The sequence below is a fragment of the Bacillus sp. FSL W7-1034 genome, from assembly GCF_038593365.1.
Lineage (GTDB): Bacteria > Bacillota > Bacilli > Bacillales > Bacillaceae > Bacillus > Bacillus altitudinis.
This window is the reverse complement of the sequence record NZ_CP151989.1, coordinates 1,287,068-1,309,312: the sequence shown is the minus strand read 5'-3', so window position 1 is coordinate 1,309,312 and position 22,245 is coordinate 1,287,068. Positions and strand designations below refer to the sequence as shown.

General features: G+C 40.1%; 23 protein-coding genes, 1 pseudogene and 3 riboswitches. Of the genes and pseudogenes, 6 read left to right on the top strand and 18 right to left on the bottom strand.

Going from position 1 to position 22,245, the window contains the following annotated elements:
* Positions 1-4 precede the first annotated feature (4 nt).
* A complete protein-coding gene (locus tag NST73_RS06635; RefSeq protein ID WP_007498739.1) occupies positions 5-1,504 on the top strand; it encodes an ATP-binding protein in 1,500 nt (499 codons plus the stop codon).
* A gap of 51 nt (positions 1,505-1,555) precedes the next feature.
* Here the strand turns inward: NST73_RS06635 and NST73_RS06630 are convergent, their stop codons facing one another.
* The 6 genes from NST73_RS06630 to NST73_RS06605 all read right to left on the bottom strand — a co-directional run bounded on the left by NST73_RS06630 (position 1,556) and on the right by NST73_RS06605 (position 6,592).
* Positions 1,556-1,798 carry an aspartyl-phosphate phosphatase Spo0E family protein gene (locus tag NST73_RS06630; protein ID WP_008346101.1) on the bottom strand — a complete coding sequence of 81 codons (243 nt, stop codon included), beginning with the start codon at positions 1,796-1,798 and terminating at the stop codon, positions 1,556-1,558.
* A 301-nt stretch (positions 1,799-2,099) separates the two neighbouring features.
* Positions 2,100-2,630, bottom strand: a complete 531-nt coding sequence (locus NST73_RS06625; protein WP_024719646.1) for a cupin domain-containing protein — start codon at positions 2,628-2,630, stop codon at positions 2,100-2,102.
* A gap of 16 nt (positions 2,631-2,646) precedes the next feature.
* Positions 2,647-3,279, bottom strand: coding sequence for a methylthioribulose 1-phosphate dehydratase (locus tag NST73_RS06620; protein WP_048002296.1), 633 nt, complete (start codon positions 3,277-3,279; stop codon positions 2,647-2,649).
* Positions 3,243-3,938, bottom strand: a complete 696-nt coding sequence (locus tag NST73_RS06615) for a 2-hydroxy-3-keto-5-methylthiopentenyl-1-phosphate phosphatase (protein ID WP_017367123.1) — start codon at positions 3,936-3,938, stop codon at positions 3,243-3,245. Before NST73_RS06615 ends, NST73_RS06620 begins: the two co-directional genes overlap by 37 nt.
* Positions 3,939-5,156: a 2,3-diketo-5-methylthiopentyl-1-phosphate enolase gene (mtnW, locus tag NST73_RS06610; RefSeq protein ID WP_342499478.1), complete on the bottom strand. Its 1,218-nt coding sequence runs from the start codon at positions 5,154-5,156 to the stop codon at positions 3,939-3,941. It abuts the gene before it with no gap.
* A 99-nt stretch (positions 5,157-5,255) separates the two neighbouring features.
* A riboswitch (SAM riboswitch) is annotated at positions 5,256-5,357 on the bottom strand.
* A gap of 44 nt (positions 5,358-5,401) precedes the next feature.
* Entirely contained in the window at positions 5,402-6,592 is a 1,191-nt protein-coding gene (locus NST73_RS06605) for a pyridoxal phosphate-dependent aminotransferase (RefSeq protein ID WP_342499477.1), read from the bottom strand.
* 163 nt (positions 6,593-6,755) lie between these two features.
* Positions 6,756-6,919: riboswitch (SAM riboswitch) on the top strand.
* A 79-nt stretch (positions 6,920-6,998) separates the two neighbouring features.
* On the opposite strand from NST73_RS06605, the gene mtnK reads away from it, so the two are divergent.
* Both mtnK and mtnA read left to right on the top strand, forming a co-directional pair.
* Positions 6,999-8,192: an S-methyl-5-thioribose kinase gene (mtnK, locus tag NST73_RS06600; protein ID WP_342499476.1), complete on the top strand. Its 1,194-nt coding sequence runs from the start codon at positions 6,999-7,001 to the stop codon at positions 8,190-8,192.
* Positions 8,193-8,198: 6 nt separating this feature from the next.
* The gene (gene mtnA, locus NST73_RS06595) at positions 8,199-9,260 is read left to right on the top strand and encodes an S-methyl-5-thioribose-1-phosphate isomerase (RefSeq protein ID WP_039169153.1); all 1,062 of its coding nucleotides are present in this window, start codon (positions 8,199-8,201) and stop codon (positions 9,258-9,260) included.
* 24 nt (positions 9,261-9,284) lie between these two features.
* On the opposite strand, the gene NST73_RS06590 is transcribed toward mtnA, so the two are convergent.
* From NST73_RS06590 to NST73_RS06580, 3 genes are all read right to left on the bottom strand, one after another.
* The gene (locus NST73_RS06590; protein ID WP_017359454.1) at positions 9,285-9,419 is read right to left on the bottom strand and encodes a hypothetical protein; all 135 of its coding nucleotides are present in this window, start codon (positions 9,417-9,419) and stop codon (positions 9,285-9,287) included.
* Positions 9,420-9,508: 89 nt separating this feature from the next.
* A complete protein-coding gene (locus NST73_RS06585) occupies positions 9,509-10,000 on the bottom strand; it encodes a methylated-DNA--[protein]-cysteine S-methyltransferase (protein WP_058337424.1) in 492 nt (163 codons plus the stop codon).
* A 1-nt stretch (position 10,001) separates the two neighbouring features.
* The gene (locus NST73_RS06580; protein WP_024719640.1) at positions 10,002-12,197 is read right to left on the bottom strand and encodes a PAS domain-containing sensor histidine kinase; all 2,196 of its coding nucleotides are present in this window, start codon (positions 12,195-12,197) and stop codon (positions 10,002-10,004) included.
* 293 nt (positions 12,198-12,490) lie between these two features.
* Between NST73_RS06580 and NST73_RS06575 the strand changes: the two genes are divergently transcribed.
* Positions 12,491-13,510: an acyltransferase family protein gene (locus NST73_RS06575; protein ID WP_007498757.1), complete on the top strand. Its 1,020-nt coding sequence runs from the start codon at positions 12,491-12,493 to the stop codon at positions 13,508-13,510.
* Between the two features lie 33 nt (positions 13,511-13,543).
* Here the strand turns inward: NST73_RS06575 and NST73_RS06570 are convergent, their stop codons facing one another.
* From NST73_RS06570 to htpX, 5 genes are all read right to left on the bottom strand, one after another.
* Entirely contained in the window at positions 13,544-13,726 is a 183-nt protein-coding gene (locus NST73_RS06570) for a hypothetical protein (RefSeq protein WP_008346122.1), read from the bottom strand.
* Positions 13,719-13,883, bottom strand: a complete 165-nt coding sequence (locus tag NST73_RS06565; RefSeq protein ID WP_008346124.1) for a hypothetical protein — start codon at positions 13,881-13,883, stop codon at positions 13,719-13,721. Before NST73_RS06565 ends, NST73_RS06570 begins: the two co-directional genes overlap by 8 nt.
* On the bottom strand, positions 13,880-14,407 hold the full coding sequence (locus NST73_RS06560; RefSeq protein WP_008346127.1) for a YetF domain-containing protein: 528 nt from the start codon (positions 14,405-14,407) through the stop codon (positions 13,880-13,882). The genes NST73_RS06565 and NST73_RS06560 overlap by 4 nt, the downstream gene beginning before the upstream one ends.
* Positions 14,408-14,505: 98 nt before the next feature.
* Positions 14,506-15,852: a TrkH family potassium uptake protein gene (locus NST73_RS06555; protein ID WP_007498761.1), complete on the bottom strand. Its 1,347-nt coding sequence runs from the start codon at positions 15,850-15,852 to the stop codon at positions 14,506-14,508.
* Positions 15,853-15,995: 143 nt separating this feature from the next.
* A complete protein-coding gene (htpX, locus tag NST73_RS06550) occupies positions 15,996-16,895 on the bottom strand; it encodes a protease HtpX (protein WP_342499475.1) in 900 nt (299 codons plus the stop codon).
* A gap of 280 nt (positions 16,896-17,175) precedes the next feature.
* On the opposite strand from htpX, the gene NST73_RS06545 reads away from it, so the two are divergent.
* On the top strand, positions 17,176-17,892 hold the full coding sequence (locus NST73_RS06545) for a DUF1836 domain-containing protein (RefSeq protein WP_024719639.1): 717 nt from the start codon (positions 17,176-17,178) through the stop codon (positions 17,890-17,892).
* 124 nt (positions 17,893-18,016) lie between these two features.
* Positions 18,017-18,211, top strand: a complete 195-nt coding sequence (locus NST73_RS06540; RefSeq protein WP_008346135.1) for an alpha/beta-type small acid-soluble spore protein — start codon at positions 18,017-18,019, stop codon at positions 18,209-18,211.
* 39 nt (positions 18,212-18,250) lie between these two features.
* Here NST73_RS06540 and NST73_RS06535 read toward each other — a convergent pair whose 3' ends face one another.
* The 4 genes and pseudogenes from NST73_RS06535 to NST73_RS06520 all read right to left on the bottom strand — a co-directional run bounded on the left by NST73_RS06535 (position 18,251) and on the right by NST73_RS06520 (position 22,099).
* Entirely contained in the window at positions 18,251-19,444 is a 1,194-nt protein-coding gene (locus NST73_RS06535; RefSeq protein ID WP_335352266.1) for an anti-sigma factor domain-containing protein, read from the bottom strand.
* Positions 19,441-20,196 carry an RNA polymerase sigma factor SigI gene (gene sigI, locus NST73_RS06530; RefSeq protein ID WP_008346139.1) on the bottom strand — a complete coding sequence of 252 codons (756 nt, stop codon included), beginning with the start codon at positions 20,194-20,196 and terminating at the stop codon, positions 19,441-19,443. The genes NST73_RS06535 and sigI overlap by 4 nt, the downstream gene beginning before the upstream one ends.
* A gap of 215 nt (positions 20,197-20,411) precedes the next feature.
* Positions 20,412-21,304: pseudogene (locus NST73_RS06525) on the bottom strand (TerC family protein).
* Positions 21,300-21,406, bottom strand: a riboswitch (yybP-ykoY riboswitch). It overlaps the preceding pseudogene by 5 nt.
* 78 nt (positions 21,407-21,484) lie before the next feature.
* Positions 21,485-22,099: a DedA family protein gene (locus NST73_RS06520; RefSeq protein WP_039169164.1), complete on the bottom strand. Its 615-nt coding sequence runs from the start codon at positions 22,097-22,099 to the stop codon at positions 21,485-21,487.
* Positions 22,100-22,245: the final 146 nt, after the last annotated feature.

Sequence of the window (22,245 nt, the reverse complement as noted above, 5' to 3'; positions counted from 1 at the left end):
AATCATGAGTATACTGAAAGGGTTTTGGAAGAAGATCAAGCTTTACCTTATTTTGGTCGTAATTCCAACCCTCATCATTAGTTATTTTATCTACGAAAAAGAAACTGAGAAAATTGATGTAAAAAACAAACAAACCGCTACACTTATGTTAAATATTCACAAAAACCAAATGAATTATTTAATCAGTGAAACAGAAGCAAGATTAACTTCCCTTGCCATGGGATTTGACCAGCCGCTTGAAGCGAAAAGAGTACAAAACATCCTAGAGAAAATCTATAAACAAGAACCTCGTTTTTCAGGCCTGTATCTCCTAGACCAAAAAGGAAATGTCACAGCCAGCACCACACCATTAAAGGAAAAAATCAACCTGTCATTTAGAGATTACTTTAAACGTATTCAAGTCACAAAACAGACCGTCATTACAGATAACTATGTAAGCCGCATTACTAAGCAGCGGATTCTCTCCATTTGTGTCCCTGTTTTGAATGAGAACGACGAAGTCACGGATGTGCTAGTCGCTGCGATTCAAATTGATTATTTAAGAAATATTATGAATGTATTAAACCCAGAGCTTCATTTTAAGATGCTGAATCAAAATGGAGACGTTGTGTTTACAAGTGGTCCACAGCCAGCATCTGAAAGTGATAGCACCGTGTCTACATATTTAGATGAAAACAGCTGGAAGCTGGAGGTTTTTCCGCAGCGTGCGACAACTAGTGAAGTACTGTCTGTGATGCTGTTTCCTTTATCCAGTGCATTTATTCTCTTAAATATCTTATTCACACTCGTCCAATATATCATTTTAAGACGACAAACCCAGCAGGAACGCCACCAAAATGAAGCACAAAAGCTTGAACTCATTGGAACACTTGCGGCAAGTACAGCGCATGAAATTCGCAATCCATTAACAGGCATTAGCGGGTTTATTCAACTTTTGCAAAAGAAGTATCGTTCAGAAGAGGATCAGCTTTATTTTTCTGTCATCGAGGAAGAAATTAAACGGATTAACCAAATCGTCAGTGAGTTTCTTGTGCTAGGAAAACCAACGGCTGAAAAGTGGCAAAATAATTCTGTGAAGGAAATTGTGAGTGAGATCATGCCCATTGTATTTTCTGAGGCGAACCTTTATAATGTCGAGGTTGATTTGCAAATCAATACCATTCAAGATGTTGGCGTGTATTGCACGAAGGATCACATTAAACAAGTGGTATTGAATGTAGCGAAAAACTCGTTAGAAGCGATGCCAAATGGCGGTCATTTGAAGATTGTCATTGAGGCTGAAAAAGAACAGGTCATCATAAAAGTGAAAGATACAGGTGAAGGTATACCAGAAGAGATGCTGAAACATATCTTCCTCCCTTTTATTACGTCGAAGGAAAAAGGAACAGGTCTTGGGCTTGTTGTGTGTAAACGAATCATTTCGATGTATGGGGGGACAATCGATATCGAGAGCGAAGTGAATAAAGGAACAACCGTGATCATCATGCTCCCTTCTGCACACTAATAACTGAAACATTCATCCGGTTTTGCTAATGGCAAGACCGGTTTTTTGATGTCAATAAGAAGGACGATTGACAGAAAGGAGACTCATTTGTGATACAAGATCATGAAAGGAAGCAACAGATTGTTGTTCATGAAAAAGAAGATACTGATACTCATTCATCAGGTTGTCCAGTTCTTGACTATATTTAATTGTCGTCTCACCTGTATAGCCTTCTACTTGAGCAGCTTCTACCATTTGTCTTCTCTTTTCATCAATTGACATTAATAGCTGTTCTTTCCGTACATAAATATTCATGATCTCAGCTCCCGCTATGAATTCGTCTGTCTACGCTCTAAATGATCCGACACCAAAATTATACTTTATTTGTAAATTAAATTAAATATGCTTATTTTATTTAATTTTTTACAGCCTAAAGACCTTTTACCCAATGAATTCTGGGGGTAAACTTCAAAATTGGACAGGACTGACACATTGATTAAACAGAATTTTATCCTATGCAGAAGACCAAAATCAACTATTTTCTCTCTCATTTTATGTCTATTTTCCTAAAAAAAAGCTGATCTTCCGCCTCATGCGAAATGATCAGCTCCCACTATTAAACCGTTTCTTCTTCGTAAATTGGCACCCAGCCCTCAGTTGTGACAAATATGCGAACTGCGACGACTTGACGATCTTCTTGAAGTGTAAAGTAGTGACGAATATTCGGGGGCACAGAAATTAAATCACCTGGATTCAGTCTCACATCAAAAAAGACGCCGTCTTTGCCTTGAATGGCAAAGATTCCATGACCGCTCACGATAAATCTGACTTCATCATCCGTATGATGATGCTCACGTTTAAAGTTTTGAAGCAGTTCATCCAGGTTAGGGGTCGCATCTGATAATGAAATCACATCCTGCGCTTTGTATCCTCTTCGCTCGGAAATACTCTTTATTTCCTCTTGAAACACAGTTAAAATTTCTTCCTTTTCATCATCTGTTAAATCGTACTTTTCTGATAACTGTTTTGGTAGTTTTTCAATATCCCAATGTTCATAAATGACCCCTTGCTGTTCTAAATACGCCTGGACCTCTTGTTCGTTCTCAAGTAACGTGTTCTCTTCATTATGAATGTAAATGGTCGCCATGTGTTTTTCCTCCTTTTTATTTAACAAGCTGCTTTTGATAAAGCGCTACTTTCAAATGATAGGTAAATAAAAATTCATAAGCCTCTAAGACTCGTTTGGCTTCAAATGCGGTTTTCCCCCAAACGGTGATGCCATGATTACGAATGAGTACAGCACCAGCATCGTCCGTCAGGTGCACTGCAAATTGCTCTGCAAGGTGCGGAATATGAGCTGGGTTTTCAATAATAGGAACAGCAACTTCTGCATCCTCTTCCCAATAACCAAGCGCTTTAATGATTTCATTACCTTTAAAACGAATTTCTCCTTTATCGCCATACAGCTCAGAAATGACATTGTTATCGATCGTGTGGACGTGAAGACAACATCCTGCTTTCGTCCGCTCATAAACGTATGTGTGAAGCAGTGTTTCAGCTGATGGCCTGAGCGGCTGATTCGGATGAACCGGCTGACCTGCTGCATCAACAAGAACAAAATCTTCATCGGTTTCTTTTCGTTTATCTTTGCCGCTTGCCGTCACCAAAAACGTGATGGGATCATCCGACACTTTTATCGATAAATTGCCGCTTGTTCCGTAAAACCAGTCTCTTTGTGCCAATTCACGTTTGACGTCTGCTAGTTCCTTCCAGCGTTTACTCTTCTCGTCTGCCATTCCTTCACTTCCTTTATTTGATCAAATTGCGCTTTAAGATCAACAAATGTTTCATACTCTTTATGTACGAGCCCTAGCTCTTTACATTCGTTCAGTAAATAATCACGTGCAAACGTGAGATCCGCATGTTTCGCTGCCTCAATATCAGTCACTGAATCACCAATCATGATAATAAAATCATCTTCCTGCGTCAGCTCTCGAATAATGGAAGGCTTGCAGCAGCCACAGCCATTTTGGCATTCTGAATCACAGGCATGCGGCCATTCAATTTGAATATGATCTTCTTTAAATGATGCATGGTTACAATAAATATTCTCTTGTTCGACTATCCCTTCAAGGATAGGATAGACAAAAAAGTCCATACCGCCGCTGAGTACATAGAAAGGAATGTCTGCTTTTTTGACATCATCGACAAACTGTTCAAATCCTTCACGAATCTCTGTATCCTCTAAAATAAATGACCGAATGGCTTCTTTCTGATCACTCGTCAGTAACTGAAACATCTGCCCGACGCCTTCTTGGATCGTGATCTCTTTTGCTAGAACACCATCCTTCCATTTCGTCCATTCTTTTGGAGCAAACTGCTTCATGATGCGAATGATATTATCATTTTTCGTAATCGTGCCATCAAAATCACAACATACAATTGGTTTTTTCATTTATTCTGCTACCCTTCCCCAAAGATCAAGTGCTGCTTGTAAGTCTTGACAAGTTGATGCTTTTTCTTCGATAGACTCTTTTTTGACCACCGCATCAATGATCGAACGAAAGGCTTTCCCTCCTCCAATTGCTCCCCGCGGATGTCCGTGAATTCCCCCGCCTGCATTAATGACATGATCAAGTCCAAAATCTTTGATTAAGATCGGCACCATTCCCGGGTGAATGCCTGCTGAAGGGACAGGAAATGTTTGTTGAACTGTATCCTCTTTCACACATGCTTCGAAAATGCCAATGGCATCTTTTTTCGGAAGGGCGACTGATCCATAAGGAGAGGGAAAAAGACTTAAATCAGCACCAGCATATCGATTTAATTTGCCTAAAAGAAGAGAATGCGAGAATCCATAGTCTGGAGATGATGTCAATGCACCGCTCACTGCCGGATGTGCCATGATCGGCAATGGGATCTCTGGATCTTCAGCCAAGCTTTGCATGACATCAAGTCCATAGGCAAAAACGTTGAATAAAAGCGCATCAGCCCCGAGTTCGGCTGCCTTTCTTGCTCGATCTTTCAAATCAAAAGTTCTACCAGTTAAATTAACAGCATAAAGCGTGCGATGTCCTGTCTCTTCATATGTTTCTTTTAATATCTTTTTTCCTTCCTTGATTCGATCTTCAAAAGGAGCTAATGGGCTTTCAAATAAAATCTCATCATCTTTGATGAAGTCTACTCCACCTAAAGCCTGTAAGCGGAGCTGTTCTTTTAAATCCTCCATATCACGACCGATCACGCCTTTAAATATACTCATCAATAGCGGCCGATCAAACACGCCTACTTTCTTTCGTATCCCCTCAATGCCAAATACCGGTCCTGGCAGACAGCTTTTAAACCTTTCCGAAAATTCGATATCGACGAGCTTTACTTTCCCATCCAGTGAAAGCTTTCCAAAAATCGTCGTCAACACCGCTGGTATATCAGCTGAAAAGTTCGCCTCAGGATAAGCAATGGTCACCTCTGTTTGATACAGACCACCATTTGCGGGAGACTGTTCTTTTACGCTCACCACACGGCCTTTATGTTTTTTCAGCTGCTCCTTTTTGAGCTGCGGCAAGTCCGTCCATGACCCGACCGTTAACCCAAGTGCGATCTGCTCTGCTTTTCGGTCTATTTGTTCATCCTCTCGATGTGTTAGTACGTATGTTGCCAGTAGTTCACTCACTAGGAATCCCCTTTCGATTGCGTCCTGTATATGGTCAATAAAAAAACCTCTTTAAGTGCTTGATCAGCGCGTTAAAGAGGTTTCGTCTCATTCATCCGAATCTTATCTCTCAGCGCTTGCTGCAAGAATTAGCACCGTGCTTCATGGAAGTCGGTTGCCGGGCTTCATTGGGCTAGTCCCTCTGCCTACTCTTGATAAGAATATTCAATTTTCTTAAATATTGCCTGAATTATCGCACCATTTTTTTACGTTGTCAATGGCTTTTTTTCAAATAACTGCAAGGCAGCGATACGATCAGCGGCTTCCTTTAGCCGCTCCTCACTTGTTAAAAGTCCGACTCTGACGTAGCCTTCACCGTGAGCACCAAAGCCATTCCCCGGTGCAACAACAACATGTGCTTTTTCTAATAATACATCAGAAAAAGTTTCCGATGTATACCCTTCAGGCACCTTTAACCAAGCAAAAAACGAGCCCTTTGGCGCACTGACGTCCCAGCCAATCTCTTTGCATGCAGCAATCCAAGTGTTTCGTCTTTTTTCGTACCGATCATTTTGTACTTGTACGCACGTTTGATCGCTTAAAAGTGCTTCTGCTGCTGCATCTTGAGTTGCTTTAAACAGTGACACAAACAGGTGATCCTGATAAAGCTCAATGGCTTCGATAACAGAGGCATTCCCTGCTGCAAAACCGACTCTCCAACCAGCCATATTATACGTTTTGGACAATGTATAGATTTCAATACCTGTCTCTTTTGCTCCGTCTATTTGCAGGAAACTAAGGGGCTTTTCGCCGTCAAATCCTATGCCGCCATATGCAAAATCATGGACTACACACATCTTATTTTCATTCGCAAACGCAACAGTATCTTCAAAAAATGTCCGGGTTGCAGTCGCACCAGTCGGATTATTTGGGTAATTTAAGTACATCAATTTTGCTTGATTCTTATCTTCCTCAGACAGTTGGTGGTAGTCAGGCAAAAAGTTATTTTGTTCAAGAAGAGGCATTGTGACCATGCGAGCTCCGGCAAGCACAGCGCCTGACCAGTAATCAGGATATCCTGGGTCTGGAACAAGCAGCGTATCACCTGGATTCAGTAAGCATTGTGGCAATTCGACTAGTCCCGCTTTCCCTCCAAATAAGATGGCAATCTCTGTCTTTGGGTCAAGCGTGACGCCATATTCTCTTTCATAAAAAGTAGCTGCAGCTTTTTTTAGTTTCGCTGTCCCGCGGAATGAGGAGTATTGATGATTTTCAGGTTTTGCTACCGCTTCCTGCATCGCTTTCACAATATGTGGAGGAGTGGGCTGATCAGGATTTCCTTGACCTAAATTAATCACATCTGCCCCTTCCTGCACTTTTTTCTGTACTTTTTGTACAAGCGACGCAAAAAATTGTTTCGGTAAATGTTTCAATACATCCGATTGCTGGAATTCCATTTTTTCACCTTCTATTCAAGTTACGTGACAATACAATCACTGTAATGGATTGTTTTATGAATTGTAAAGCAATTTTGAAAAAAGATTGACATGTGAACTGCAGCTCTGATAATATCTAGAATTAAGAAATGCAAGCAGACATGAAACAATTACATATTGATTTCTCTTATCGAGAGTTGGGCGAGGGATTTGGCCTTTTGACCCCAACAGCAACCGACCGTTAATACCACTGTGAAGTGGGGCGCAGCAAGAACAGCGCCAAGACAATTCATTGTCTTATAGGGCACGGTGCTAATTCCATCAGACGTATGTGCTGAGAGATAAGAGAGGCTTCGAGCATACACGCCATCAAGCCTCTTTCTCTCAGGAGAAAGAGGCTTTTTTATATGATTTGGAGGGGAAACAATTGGTTACACTTACGGCATCATATGAAGAATTAACAGAAAGTTCGGCAGTTGCACTAGCCATTAGACTTGGATTGATTCAGGAGAGCAGTCATTTAACATGCACTGAAATCGGTGACGGAAATCTAAATTACGTCTTTCATATTTATGATCACAAACAAGCAAAAGGACTGATTATCAAGCAGGCCCTTCCTTACGCAAAGGTCGTTGGAGAAAGCTGGCCGCTGACATTAGATCGTGCAAGAATTGAAAGTGCAGCACTCATCAAGCAGTCAGAGTATGCACCTCATCTTGTACCAGCCGTCTATTATTCGGATACAGCTCTTGCAGTGACGGCAATGGAGGATCTATCACACCTTGAAATCGTCAGAAAAGGGCTAATTGCCGGAAAACATTATCCGTATTTATCAGATCATGTCGGAGAATTTTTAGGCAAAACACTATTTTACACGTCTGACTTTGCCACAAATCCTAAAATCAAAAAACAATTCGTGAAACAGTTTACGAACCCTGATCTTTGTGACATTACAGAAAAACTCGTCTTCACAGATCCTTTCTTTGACAGCGAAACGAATGACTTCGAAGAGGAATTAAGGGAAGAGGCAGAAGCACTATGGGCTGATCTTGAACTGCAAGCAAAAGCAGCCGAATTGAAACGGATCTTCTTAACCTCTGCTGAAACACTGGTACATGGAGATCTTCATACCGGCAGTATTTTTGCAAACGAAACGGAAACGAAAATCATTGATCCAGAGTTCGCTTTTTACGGTCCTTTCGGATTCGATATCGGTCACTTTATTGCCAATCTGTTCATTAATGCTTTATCTCATGAGAATGAGCAGGATCAGCAGCACCTTTTTGATCATGTCGTCAATGTGTGGGCAACATTCAAAGAAGTGTTCACAAAAGCATGGAAAGAAGACAGTATTGAAGCGTTTAGTGTATCGGACAGCTTTTTAGAAACAACGTTTGACCGTATTTTAAAAGAAGCCACCGGCTTTGCTGGCTGTGAGCTTGTTCGCCGAACCATCGGTCTTGCACATGCGGCTGATCTCGATGCGATTCCATCACATTCTAGAAGGCTTCAGCAGAAAAAAGCAGCACTTACACTAGGAAAAACATTGATCAAACAATATCATACAGTGGAAACAGCGTCTGACCTCGTCGCATTATTCCAGCAAACTGTAAAGGAGTGACGAGTTTTGTCTAAAGAATTTGAAGTTCCCCGTTCCGTCGAATGGGAAGAAAACCGTATCAACATTTTGAATCAGCAAAAATTACCCGCTGAAACCGTGTTTGAGCATTTATATACAAAAGAAGATGTGTATGATGCCATTGTGACACTAAAAGTGCGCGGAGCACCTGCTATTGGCATTACAGCGGCTTTTGGGCTCGCACTCAGTGCACAAGAGATTGATACAGAAGACATTGATCTCTTTAAGCGAGAAGTCGCTCGCCTGAAAGAATATTTAAACAGTGCTCGTCCAACCGCTGTGAATCTTGCCTGGGCATTAGACCGGCTTTATCAGCGCATTGAGCGTGCTGCTTCGGTGAATGCAGCCAAAACTGATCTTGTCCATGAAGCCATTCAAATTCAAATCGAAGATGAAGAAACATGCCGGCAAATCGGTCAAAATGCTCTTCAGCTCTTTAAATCTGGTGATCGAATTATGACCATTTGCAACGCAGGCTCCATTGCCACAAGCCGGTACGGAACAGCGCTTGCACCCTTTTATTTAGCGAAAAAGAAAAACCTCGATCTTCACATTTACGCATGTGAAACACGTCCTGTCCTTCAAGGCGCTCGTCTGACGACATGGGAATTGATGCAGGGTGGCGTAGATGTGACGCTTATCACGGATAATATGGCAGCCCATACGATGAAAGAAAAACAAATTTCTGCCGTTATTGTTGGTGCAGATCGAATCGCTAGAAACGGTGATACAGCAAATAAAATTGGAACGTTAAGTCTGGCTATTTTAGCTAAACACTTTCAAATTCCATTTTTTGTGGCTGCGCCTCTTTCGACCTTTGATGTGTCAACTCAGGATGGGTCAGATATTCCGATTGAAGAACGCGACCCACAGGAAGTAAAGGAATTAAACGGCATCCAAATTGCGCCTCCTGACGTGCAGGTATTTAACCCTGCCTTTGATGTGACTCCTCACCACCTCATTTCTGGAATCATTACAGAAAAAGGCATTATCACTTCCAACTATACAGAAGAAATTGATGCACTATTCACCGAAAGCGCGTCACTTTAATCAAACAAAAGCGCGGGGTTCTTATCATTTAAGAGCACCGCGCTTTTTTGTTTCGTTCGTTTTTGCTAATATTTCTTTTTTCTGTTCTTCTGTCAACACGTTCATTTTGACACATAGTGATGTGACGGCGTACATTTTATCTTTTTTGCCCCATAACATGTTAGCAGCCTCCTTTTTCCCTAGACCAACTTTTTTAGCTTAATAAAAGGATATGTCGCTCACTAAACATTTGGAACAGGTCAATTCATTTATTTTTGAACAAATGGGATGCCTTCTAATTCTAATAAGATCGCTTTCATCCCTGTCTTCGTCCCTGCATAACCAGTCAGAGTCCTGTCTTTTCCAATGACCCGGTGACACGGGATAAAAATAGGCAATGCATTGCGTCTATTAGCTTGTCCAATGGCTCTGACAGCCTTTGGATTGCCGATCGCTTCTGCAATATCAGCATAGCTTTTTGATTCACCATACGGAATAGTAGAAAGTGCCTCCCACACTTGCTCTTGAAACGGAGAGCCTGCTTGCTTGAGCGGGAGATCGAACACTTTCCGATCGCCCTTAAAATATTCATCCAGCTGTTTTTTCGCTTCTTTTAATACAGGCGTGTCTTCTTGTTTAAAACGGTCTCTCTGCTCTTTGACCAAAAACGATTCATCATCAAACTTCACTTCAATGATGGCACCATCTTTCTCTAGTATATATAATGCCCCGATTGGTGCGGTATAGACTGTATAATACACATTAAAGCTCCCCTTCTTGTTTCTGCTGCCGGAGTGGAAGCGTGAGATGGAACACTGTTCCGACCCCTTCTTCACTCTCTACTTCAATGGTTCCTTGATGCTCTTCAATAATTTTATAACTAACCATTAACCCAAGTCCAGTGCCTCTTTCTTTTGTTGTATAAAATGGTTCTCCGAGACGCTTTAGTTTATCCTCTGTCATGCCGCAGCCTTCATCACGAAGAGAAATCACAATGTGCTCCTCCCCCTTCCTTTGAATGCTCACGTATACATTTCCTTTCTGAGGCATTACTTCAATCGCATTTTTTAAAATGTTAATAAAGACTTGCTTCAATTGATTTTGTTCACAGTAGATGAGCGGAATATCATCGAGCACATCTAAATGCATTTGTACATTGCCAAGATTGGCCTGTGCGTGAAGAAGGTCCATCGTGTCTTTGACAATTTGCACGACATTTTTTTCTTCATAGATGATGGCCTGCGGTTTCGCTAAAATCAAAAATTCTGTAATGATGGATTCGATTCTTTTTAGCTCTGATGTGATGACATTAAAATAGAGCGAATACTCCCCTTCAATGTTTCCTTTGAGCAGCTGAATGAAACCTTTTAAAGCCGTCATTGGATTTCTAATTTCATGGGCAATTCCAGCGGCAAGCTCTCCGACAACATGAAGCGTATCCGATTTTCTTACCCGCTCCTCTAATTCCTTGCGTTCAGTCACATCTCTAAAGATGGCCAAATTCATGTTATGAATAATATTTCGTTTAAAAGAAAACTCCAAAATACGTTGATCTGGATGGTTCAGCACAAATGGAACTTCATTGTCCATCTCATCTAATGACATCGCCTGAGCCGGCTGCGCCAAATTTTCAATTTGATATGGCGCAAGGATATGAAAAAGATTCATTTCCGTTAAGTGATCATCTTTGAGGCCAAGCAGTTCACTTGCGGATGGATTCACATCAATAATCCGGTATTGATTATCGAAAAGAACAATGCCATCCATAGAGCCATTAAATACTTTACGGAATTTGAGCTCACTTTCTCGCAGCTCCTCTTCCATTCGCTTTCTGTCACTGACATTCCGTAGAATGGTTAAGTGCTGCCCTTCTAATACCGCATGCTTAGAGGTGAACTCAAGCTCTTTGAATTGGCCATTCGCCATTCTAAAGAGGAGTTCTTCTCTGATTTCAAGATTCCTTATATACCGTCTTCTTGTCGGCCGGTATCTGCGATCAGATTTGACTAGAAAATCCATGAGTTTCTTGCCAATCAGCTGATGCATCGGTAATTCAAAAATTCGGCAGGCTGATTCATTTGCCCTGACAATTTCTCCATCATCCGCCCAAATGATGATGGCATCCATCGCATTTTCGAATATTTCTCTAAAACGTTCTTCACTTTTTAGCAGCTTTTCTTCCATTAATCTTTTTTCTGTAATATCACGCATGATGGACATGTAAAAACCACTCATCACATTGGATGTGATGGTCAGTTCGAATAATTTGTGCTGCCCAGATTGAAGGGTAACAGGAAGTTCTCCCTTTGCTTTCCCTGTTTCTTTCAATGAAGTTAAGAGCTGCTGGAGCGCTGGAAGGTTTTCTTCTTCAACAAATTCATTTAAGTAGCGGTCTGTTAAATCTGTTTTTTGAAGTTCAAAGCTCTGGCAAAAAGAGTGATTGGCGTCAATCATACAACCATCCTGATCAAAAATGACCATACCGTCAATCGCTCGATCAAATAAATCTTTAAACAGCTGCTCATTCATCGAACGTTCTCGCTCTAATATTTTCTTTGAAGAAATATCACGCATGACGACAATATATTGTTGATTCACCACGTCGTGCTCTGCTACAAATTCAATATATTTTGTCTCTCCATTTTCAAGTTGAATGGAGATCTCTCTTTTTAACGTTCCTTTTCGAAAAAAAATCTCAAGCGAGCAGTCAATTTTGTTTTTCGGGATGCCGTATAGGAAATCTAGAACGGATTTATTGAGGAGGTCTTCTTTCGGTGTTTGCACAAGCCTGCATGTCGCTTCATTGGCTTGGATAATGTTGAGGTGCTGATCAAATATAAAAATCGCATCTAACGTCTTATTTAACAGCATTTTGTGCTGTATCAATTCATTTCGCAAATATTCGTTCTCTTTTTCTAATTTTCTGATATTTTTCGCACCATCGAGCGTTTCAGTCATTCTCTTACACTCCTTTTCCAGCCTCATTCCTCTACAATATTTCTACAAGATTTTCATTGTTCCTTCATTCGACTCATAAAAAAAGAGAACTTTTTACACGAGGCTTGCTTCATTTGTTTCATTTGGATGACACGATTGTATAACGATTCTCTTTTCTTACGCTTCTTTTACAACCGTTCTACAATTTCACATCAAATAGCGAAATGAGCCAATTTGTATTTTAAAATGGGGCAAATGAGGGAACAGTGCACTTAGAACGTTTATGTTCGAAAAGAAGCAGGAAAGGTGATGTTATGACGTCAACGAGAGACAGTTATTTTGATAATGCAAAATTTCTTCTGATTTTTCTAGTTGTTTTTGGTCATTTGTTACGGTCATTCATACATGATAATGACTGGATACTCTACTTATATAAATTTATTTATACATTCCATATGCCCGCTTTTATATTGGTGTCTGGCTTCTTTGCCAAAGGTTTTAGAAAACCAGGTTTTATGAAAAAAGTCGCAGTTAAGCTGATCATCCCATATTTGATTTTTCAGGTCATCTATTCTGTGTATTATTATTTCTTACAGGATCAAAGCATCTCTAACTTAAATCCGATTGATCCGCAATGGTCTTTATGGTTTTTAATCAGTTTATTCTTTTGGAACTTACTACTCATTCCTTTTTCAAAACTGCCATTCCACTGGGCAATGATTGTTAGTTTATCGATGGCGTTACTTGTCGGTTACGTGGACAGCATTAGCGATACGCTCAGCCTATCTCGTACGTTTGTCTTTTTACCGATGTTTTTAGCTGGCTTTTATTTAAAAAAGCAGCACTTTGAATTTATCCGAACAAGCAAAGGGAAACTGACTGCACTTCTTGTACTGATGGCTGTGTTCATGTTTTGCTATTTTTATGAATTCGATTATTCCTTTTTATTTGGGTCACAATCGTACGCTTCTCTTGGAGATGAAGGACTCATTGCAGCGATGAAACGAATGGCATGGTATTTACTTGCATTTGCTGCTACCTTTAGTTTCTTTGCATTAGTCCCTACACGCCGGTTCTTCTTTACCAAATGGGGCACAAGAACGTTATATGTCTATTTACTTCATGGCTTTGTGATTAAGCTTTTAAGAACGACTTGGTTTGATGATTGGGCTCTAAATACGGCAAGTGTATTGATTCTATTGCTGCTTACGGTCCTCTTAACCTTTACCCTATCTAGTACATTTGTTAAAACTGTTGCACAACCAGTCATCGAGCTCAAAATGACCAGTCTGATGCGAACCATTACTGGCAGACAAAACAGTTATATTAAATAGAAAAAACGATCTCTCAGGATCGTTTTTTTCTATTTATTTTTTGTTTTTCTGTTCAGTGTGACATTCATCGTTTTTTTTAGGCTTCATTAAGGTATCAATCCATTTACTGCTGTTTATATCTCCTAGCTCGCTGCCAAATTCCTCTTCCAAGATATCGGGGTTCATCGGTTTTTTATGGTCTTTCATATCTTTACTTTTCACATGTTTTTTAGTCACGAGATGCTCCCCCCTGTTTACCTTGATGAGAATTTCGGTTCGCTTGGCGGTCTTCTGATTGCTCGTCAAATTGTGTTTGTCCTTGATCGTGTGCCATGCTTTCTGTAGGCGTCATATTATTCGTGAGTGCTTCATTTTTTGCTGTTTTTCTTTTCATTTGTCATCATTCCTTTTTAACATGTTTAGTTCTTCGCTCAATTGATCAAACAGCTCTTTCATTTGTTTGACTGTCACTGGTTTTTCCTCAGGCTTTAACTCATATCCAATTTGCCCATTCGCTTCTAGTGTTGCTTTTTTGAGACTGCAAATGTCTGTGATGCCCTGCTGCTTTAAGCGCATTTTGAATTGATCCCTTGTCAGCCGCGTTTTTTTCAGCTTGTGTTCAAGCATTTCCCCATCCTCTAAAATCACCACAGACTTCCCTGAAACCAATTTTTCAAAAAAATCAAATTGGATCGACAGCTTTTCCATAATCACAAGCGCCACAATAAAAATGGCGGCCGCATAAATGGTTTCAAGTAAATTATGCTCAATAAAGGGTTGGATAATAATCGATCCAATCGAAATCATGATGACTGTCTGTTGAACCGTTAATTGACTAATGGATTTGGGCCCTGCTATTCTCAGCAGCAAAGTACCAACGAGCAGCATTACAATTGCTTTCCATAACACATCCAGCACGTCTCTTTCACCTCTTACCTATAGATTGCGAACATCCTTTGTGATTTAGCCAGTTATATAATGGAAATAAAAAAACCAGCATTCAGTAGGAATGCTGGTTAGCCGATGATCACACGCTCTTTCGGATAATGATAATTCGCTTCACTTTCCCGGCGGCCAATTAAATACAAGAAGCTTGGAATTCCAATCCGTCCTATAAACATGACGACCATAATAATACACTTTCCAAATACGGACAAGTCAGACGTAATTCCGAGCGACAGTCCCGTTGTTCCGAAGGCAGAACAAACTTCAAATAAAGTTTCAAGAAGTGTATGATGGTCTGATAAAGTTAACAGAAACGTAGCACCAAACACTAAAATAAAGGCCATCATCGTCACCATGAGGGATTTATTAATATCCGCTTGATGAAGCTCTCTTTTAAAGATTTTAATGGACTTATTCCCTCTCGCAAAATGAAACAAAGCAAGTAAATTAAGGGCAAACGTGGTTGTCCGTATTCCGCCCCCTACCGAGCTTGGAGATGCCCCGATAAACATCAACAAACATAAAAATAACAGTGTCGGCTCTGTCAATTGCGTAATATCTAATGTCGAAAGCCCGCCACTTCTGGTAGCTGTTGATTGAAACAAAGAATAAAACAAGATTTCATGCCAGCTCTTCCCTAGAAAAGTGAACCGGGCTTCAAGTGCATAAATCCCAATTGCCCCAACGACAACAAGGAGGCCAAACGTGATTGTTGTAATTTTCGTAAACAATGAAAACGATGCATGTTTTCGGTCTTGATTGAATAAATAATCCTTTACTTCGACAAGTACCGGAAAGCCAATAGCGCCAAAAATGATGAGCAGCATCGTGATAAATTGGACGAAATAGTCATCTTTATAAGGAATTAACGAATTCCCTGTAATATCAAAGCCTCCATTGGTTGTGGCACTGATACTAGAGAAAAATCCGTGTAAAAAAGCGCCTTGCACATCGTAATACTTTAGAAAATACATACTTAAAATCAGACCGCCTACAAACTCAATCAGCAAGATTAAATATAAGACCTGCTTCATGAGTTTTACAATTCCTGATAAGTTGCTCTGGTTTTGGTCTGCCATAATTAATTTTCTTTCTTTAATGCCGATCCTTTTTCGCATAACCAGCCAGACGAATGTACCAAGGGTCATAATGCCGATACCGCCGATTTGCAAAACAAATGCAAGGATCCACATCCCGGTCACACTAAATGTTTGTGACGTATCGACAACAGTCAGACCCGTGACACTGACAGCACTCACAGCTGTAAACAGCGCATCAATAAATGTCCATTTGACTCCTTCTTGATGAGCCACTGGTAGACTGAGTAGAATGAACGACACGGTCACAGCAAGAAAATAATAAAGGGCAATCAACTGAAAAGCCGACAGCCGGTCGATTAGTTTTTTCATTGGATTCATGGTTATTCCTTCTTTTATCTTTCTTTTCGAATACTATATCATTTTAATGAAAAGGAAGAAGATTTTAAAGGTATTTTGTGCTTTATTTACTTTTTCATCAAAAAGAAAAAGACATCCTTACGCAGAATGTCTTTTGATCTTTCTTATTTTGCTTCTAGTCTTCTAATTCTTTCGTTTAAATCAGGGTGTGTTGAGAAAAGAGAAGCTTTTCTTTTACCACTGATTTTCAGTGTAGCAACAGCTGCTTGATCATCATCTTTGATTCTTGATGTATACGCCTCTAGTGAACGAAGCGCATGAATCATTTTATCTTTTCCTGCAAGGTCCGCACCGCCGCGGTCTGCATGGAATTCGCGATGTCTAGAGTAAGCAAATACGACAAGGCTTCCTAAGATAGAGAAAATAATTTGGAAGACGATCACAGCGATAAAGTGAACAATCGGCACAAGCTCTTCACGTGGAACGAAACGGCTTGCGATCCATGCCGCAATTCTTGAAAGGAAGACAACAAACGTGTTGACGATTCCTTGAAGTAACGTCATTGTAACCATGTCACCGTTCGCTACGTGAGCGACTTCGTGAGCGATAACCCCTTCAACTGCTGCATCATCCATTTCATGAAGCAATCCAGTTGATACGGCAACAAGCGATCTTCTTTTAGAAGGACCTGTCGCAAATGCATTTACTTCAGATGATTGGTAAATACCGACCTCAGGCATTTTAGAAAGGCCTGCTGCTCTTGATAGTCTGTGAACGCGGTCAACAAGCTGCTGCTCATCATATGTTAAAGAATCCTTTTCTGGATTTAACACACGCACACCCATCATCATTTTTGCCATCCAGCGAGACATCGCTAGTGACATAAACGAGCCTACAAAACCAACAACTGCACTGAATACAAGAAGATAAAGGATATTAAGTCTTCCGTCTGCTCCTATATAAGAACTAACACCAGTTGCTGCACTAATAACCGATAGGACAATACCAATCGTAGTGATAACAAGAATGTTCGTTAATATAAACAGAAATATTCTTTTACCCATACATAACCTCCGCTGTCATATTAAGTTCATTTGAACTTATTAATAAAATTATAAAAATAAACGTCTCAAATTGCAAGGAAAAAGGAATCGTTTTACTATGTTTATCATACTGGCTAAAACCTCGTCATTTCAATGATTACGCTACTTGCATCCGCAAACAAGTGAACAAATTGTGACGCAGCGGTCCTATTTTAGTTTATTTTGCATTTTCATTAAAAAGAGATTATGATGTTGAATTAGATCAATAATCACGTTTTTGACGTACAAAATGAGGTGGAACATGGTGACTTTTAAATTAACGAGAATTGACATGACGAGACTTCTGTATTCTCTAAAAGGCGAGGGAGATCTGACTCCGCTTCAGCTTTTGAATTTATCTGTAAAAAGCGATAAGGAACATGAATATGATGAATTAAAAATCCCTTCTTTTTTTGAAAAACTCGAACGGCGGAAGCAAAAATCAGAGCACGGGCTTTCAACGAACGAAATCGTTGAGCTTGGCAACTTGTGTGAGCTGACTTCACTTAAATCAACAGCCATTCAAAACTGGATCAAGCGCGATATTAAAGATATGATCGGCCATCCAGAGCTTGGCAAGAAGTACTCCATTGATCAAGTCGTTATTTTATTAATTGTCCGGGATTTAAAATCAGTATTTGATTTTGATGCTATTCGTACGATTTTATCTGCCTTATTTAATACGATCACAGATCGAACGGATGATATTATCAGCCCCATCCGTTTTTATGAAGCATATGCGCACGTCCTTGATTTTATTTATCACCATACACATTTTCCATTAAAGGAAACGAATTTACGAGAAATGACAGAAGAGCAGACGGACAAGCTACACGAAGAGTTTACAGAATTGACGAAGCCGCAATGGCATTTGATTAAAGGCATTATCAGTTCTACCGTTTTCTCCGTTTTCACTTCTCACTTGCAAAGCACAGCGCAAGAAATGATGTTTAATACGCTTCAGCTGAAAAAGGCTTAAAACTGAGCCCGAGGTGACTTTCATCACCTCGGCTTTTTTGTGCAGCAATTGCCAGCATAATTGCAGGCTGTTTTTTTCAAAATAAGAAGGCGCAACAAACATGAGGTGAAAGGAGGAATATGTGATGGCAAATCGAAATCAACTTCTTGTTCCTGGAGTAGAACAAGCTTTAGATCAATTTAAATACGAGATCGCTCAAGAATTTGGCGTGAATCTCGGTTCAGATACAGTCGCACGTTCAAACGGTTCTGTTGGCGGCGAGATGACAAAAAGACTCGTACAGCAGGCGCAATCTCAAATGGGCCATTCAACTAAATAAAGACATGGTGAAATACGCCGGATCTATTCTGGCGTTTTTTTACTGTTCATATGTAGGCTCATCCCGGTTTTCACGGTATGAGGGCGATGTGTTGTTTCCTTTTTGTTTGACGCCATCTCTGTTACGTTCGCCGTACGGACGATTCTGACCACTGTCGTTTTTTTTTACATGCTTTTCAGCATCACCACGTGATGTGCCGTTTGGATGTTTTTTTTCATCTGGATCAGTTGAGTGATTTTTTTTTTGCTCTTTGTCTTTTTCAAAAGAGCGATCCTTTTCTTCTTTTCCCTTTTTCTCTTTGTTGTCAAGATTAGGGCTTGTTTGGTGAGGCTTTTGAACAGCTCCTTGCTCTTCCCTCTCAACTTCCTTCTGCTCTTTGTCTTCGCCTTCAGGAGCTTCTTTATCCGGCTGCATCTCATCGCTACCGTCTGTCTTTATGTCATCTTTTTTGTCTTCGTCTTTTTGATCTTCATCAGCATTTTTCGGCTCTTCTTCTTTGACAGCCTCGTCATCTGCTGGATCTTCATCTTCTTTTTTAACGTCCTCTTGTTCGTTGTCTTGCATTTCTTGATTTCTAATATAAGTTCCTGTTGAAATGCCTGCTTTTTGTGCCTTTTCTCTTGTTTCCAGGTCACCTTCCACAGTTTCCAGCTTATAATTGCGCTTTTGATATTCCCCCGAGATGGTGCTGATTTTACTTTTTACGTTTGTTTTGTATGTATGATCCTGCTTGTTTTCATAAACAGTTGAAATATAAATGCTTTTAGAGTGGTTCACGTATCCTTTTTTATCACAATCATCGATGATTTCCTGCACGACTTTGGTCATGTCGTTTTTTTCTAAATCTTTCATACTGGCCAGTACTTGCTTCGCATCTTTATTCAGCGGAGTGACACCGATCACTTGATAATTGTGATCGAGTTTCAGCTCAAAGCTTGGGTTAATGTCAATCGTCATATATGCATATGCTTTTTGACTTGAGAAAGATGGCATCATAGTGAAAATCACGACAATAATTGCTGCAATTGATAGAATTCCTGCATTTAACGGACGTAAACGAAGCAGGTCAAAAAAACCGGCTCTTTTTCTTTCGAGACGTGATTCATTCGGAAACGTCACTTCTTGACCGATTTCATAGTCTTGCTGTTCATACTTTGTACGCAGAAATTGTCCATCAGGGGTCAGCAGTGTGACATATTTTTTGTTTTTCTCTACTATAATGCCTCTTCTCATGAATTAAGCACCCCTTTAAGGTAATCTTTCAAATACACATAATCACCTGTCATAATGATCGCCATCGCAATAATATATTTTCTATTTCTCTCAATCGTTTTGCGGCTGACTTCCACTAGCTTTTCCAGCTGTTTGACTGGCAATTGTTTTTTCTGAAATAAAATGGTTCTCAGTTCATCGTGCTTAACGAGTGTATGGGCCACTTTAATGGCATTTTGTCTCGCATCCGCATGCTTTGGTGAATGCTCAAGCAGTTCTTGAAACGTAAGACCATATACTTTCAATCGTTCTTTAAAATGTTCAATCTCTTCTCTTCTATGTTCTTGTTCAATTAAACGCCTATATTCATTTGCAGAAAGCTCTGCTTCAATCATGCTTTGCGAGTATTCGCCATTCTCACTTTCTTGAAGGTCCATTTGAACCGTTGGCGCGTTTCTTGCTTCTTTTCGAATATAGTCGATTACTTTTCTTTTAATAATTAACTCCGCAAATGCAAGGAGTGAGTTGCCTTTTTCGGCAGAGTATTTTTCTATCGCTTCATTAAAGGCAATTAAGCCTACGCTAAATTCATCATCTTTTTCATCTATATATCGTTTACAAACGGATGAAACCGTCTTAGCGACAAATGGTTTGTATTGCTCTATTAATGCATTTTGCAGCTCGGTATCACCCTGTTGGATGTTGATTGCCGACTGCTCTAATGTTTGCTTTTTCTTTCCCTTTTTAAACAAAAGGCTAAGCAATGGTTTCACCTCAGTTCTCCCTATATTACTCATTTATGATAGCTAATTTATGAGGGAAGCGCAAAGGAAGAAATGAGGAATTCATTTCCTGTTACTCAATTGTGACATGTATTTCTTTATCTACTTTACAACGTTTCGTTTAAAAGCAAAGAAATAAGGGGGTATCCCCCCCTTTTTTGTAATATACGTGTTATGAAAATGAAATGATATTTCTTTCAAAAAACCTACTCTTCCAGCCGAATCTCTTGTTTTTCCTCGTTTTGCTGGCCGCCTTTTCTTGATGGACTTGATAAAAACCAACCAAATGCTGCAATCGCGAGAAGGACCGTCCAGAAAATGATTTTCCATAATGTTGAATGAATGAAATGAGAGGACACGATCCCAATGGCTGGATGAGAAAGTGTATAGAGCGTCAACTTCACACCAACCCATCCGACAATGACAAATGCTGCTGTTTCTAGGCTTGGTCTCGTTTTAAGCAGTTTCACAAATACAGTCGCCGCAAACCTCATGATCACTAGACCAATGATACCGCCTAATAGAATGACAATAAATTGACCGCCATCAAGCCCGCCAATTTGTGGAAGGTTTGTTGCTGGCAAAGTCACAGCTAATGCAACGGCTGCTAAAATAGAATCTACTGCAAATGCAATGTCAGCAAGCTCAACTTTCACGACGGTTGCCCAAAAGCCGCTTTGTTTCATGTTTGTGTCTGCTTCCTTTTTCTTAAATACGTGCGATTTTAAAATATGGTGAATCGAAATATAGAGAAGATAAATTGCGCCAATGGCTTGAACTTGCCACACATCTACTAAAAACGAAATAAGAAAAAGAGAACCAAATCGCATGACAAATGCTCCCGCAAGTCCGTAAAACAATGCCTTTTTTCTTTGTTTTTCAGGAAGGTGTTTGACCATTACAGCCATAACCAGCGCATTATCAGCTGCTAAAATGCCTTCCAATCCAATCAATACGAGAAGAACCCACCCGTACTCTAAAATAATTGCTGCATCCATCATCATTCCTCCTTATTTTTTATCTATTGTCCCACAACAGACAAAGGCTTATGAATGCAAAAAAGACCTTTGCCTGTAATGGCAAAGGTCTTGCTAGACATGTGATATGTAAATCATGCCAACAAAGCCGATGGAATGAGATTCCATGTAATGACGACTTTGTTTCCGGTGATAACCGGACGCTACTCCCCTTTGGTGGGATTAAGAATATTTAGATTACTTATATCATAATCAACAGACCCCGGATTGTCAACAGGTGACTTTTCATCTTCACCCGCTGATTAAGCCGTTGGTGTTTCTGTTTTTCTTTTTCTTCGTTTGAGCCACACGTAGACAACAAACAACAAGAGCACACCAATTCCAATCGGCAATACATATGGTTCTAAAATGGTTCCAACCTCTTGCCAGTTCTCTCCAAGGACAAATCCTAAATACACGTACACAAATGTAATCGGCGTAATCGCCAAAAACGTATACAGGCAAAAAACCCACACATTCATCTTCGCAATCCCGCACGGAATGGAAATAAGGGTTCTGACCCCTGGAATAAACCGGCCGCTAAACGCAACAAATCCGCCATGCTTTTCAAAAAAAGCATCCGATTTATCAAGTGACTCAGGTTTAACAAAGAAATACTTCCCATATTTATTTAAAAAGGGTCTCCCTCCATAACGCCCTAACCAGTACAAGGTCAAGGGGCCTGCCACACCGCCAATAGAACCGGCAGCCACAACACCGATGAAGGCCATGTCCCCTTTTGAAACCCAGTAACCTGCAAGAGGCAACACCACTTCAGCAGGAACAAATTCAATGCATAATGCAAGAAAGATGCCGAAGTACGACAAATTCTTAAAGGCATCAGCTAATGAAATAATAAAATCTTCGATGTTTATCAATCCCTTTCACACATAATCAGTTTGACAGGCTATGCTTGCAAATCGTACCGTGCCACCTATTAAACGAATAAAAAACCAAAAATGATTCACTTTTCTTCGTTTTTTTACATTAAATTTGATTTTACTATAAAAAATGTTCAAAAAAA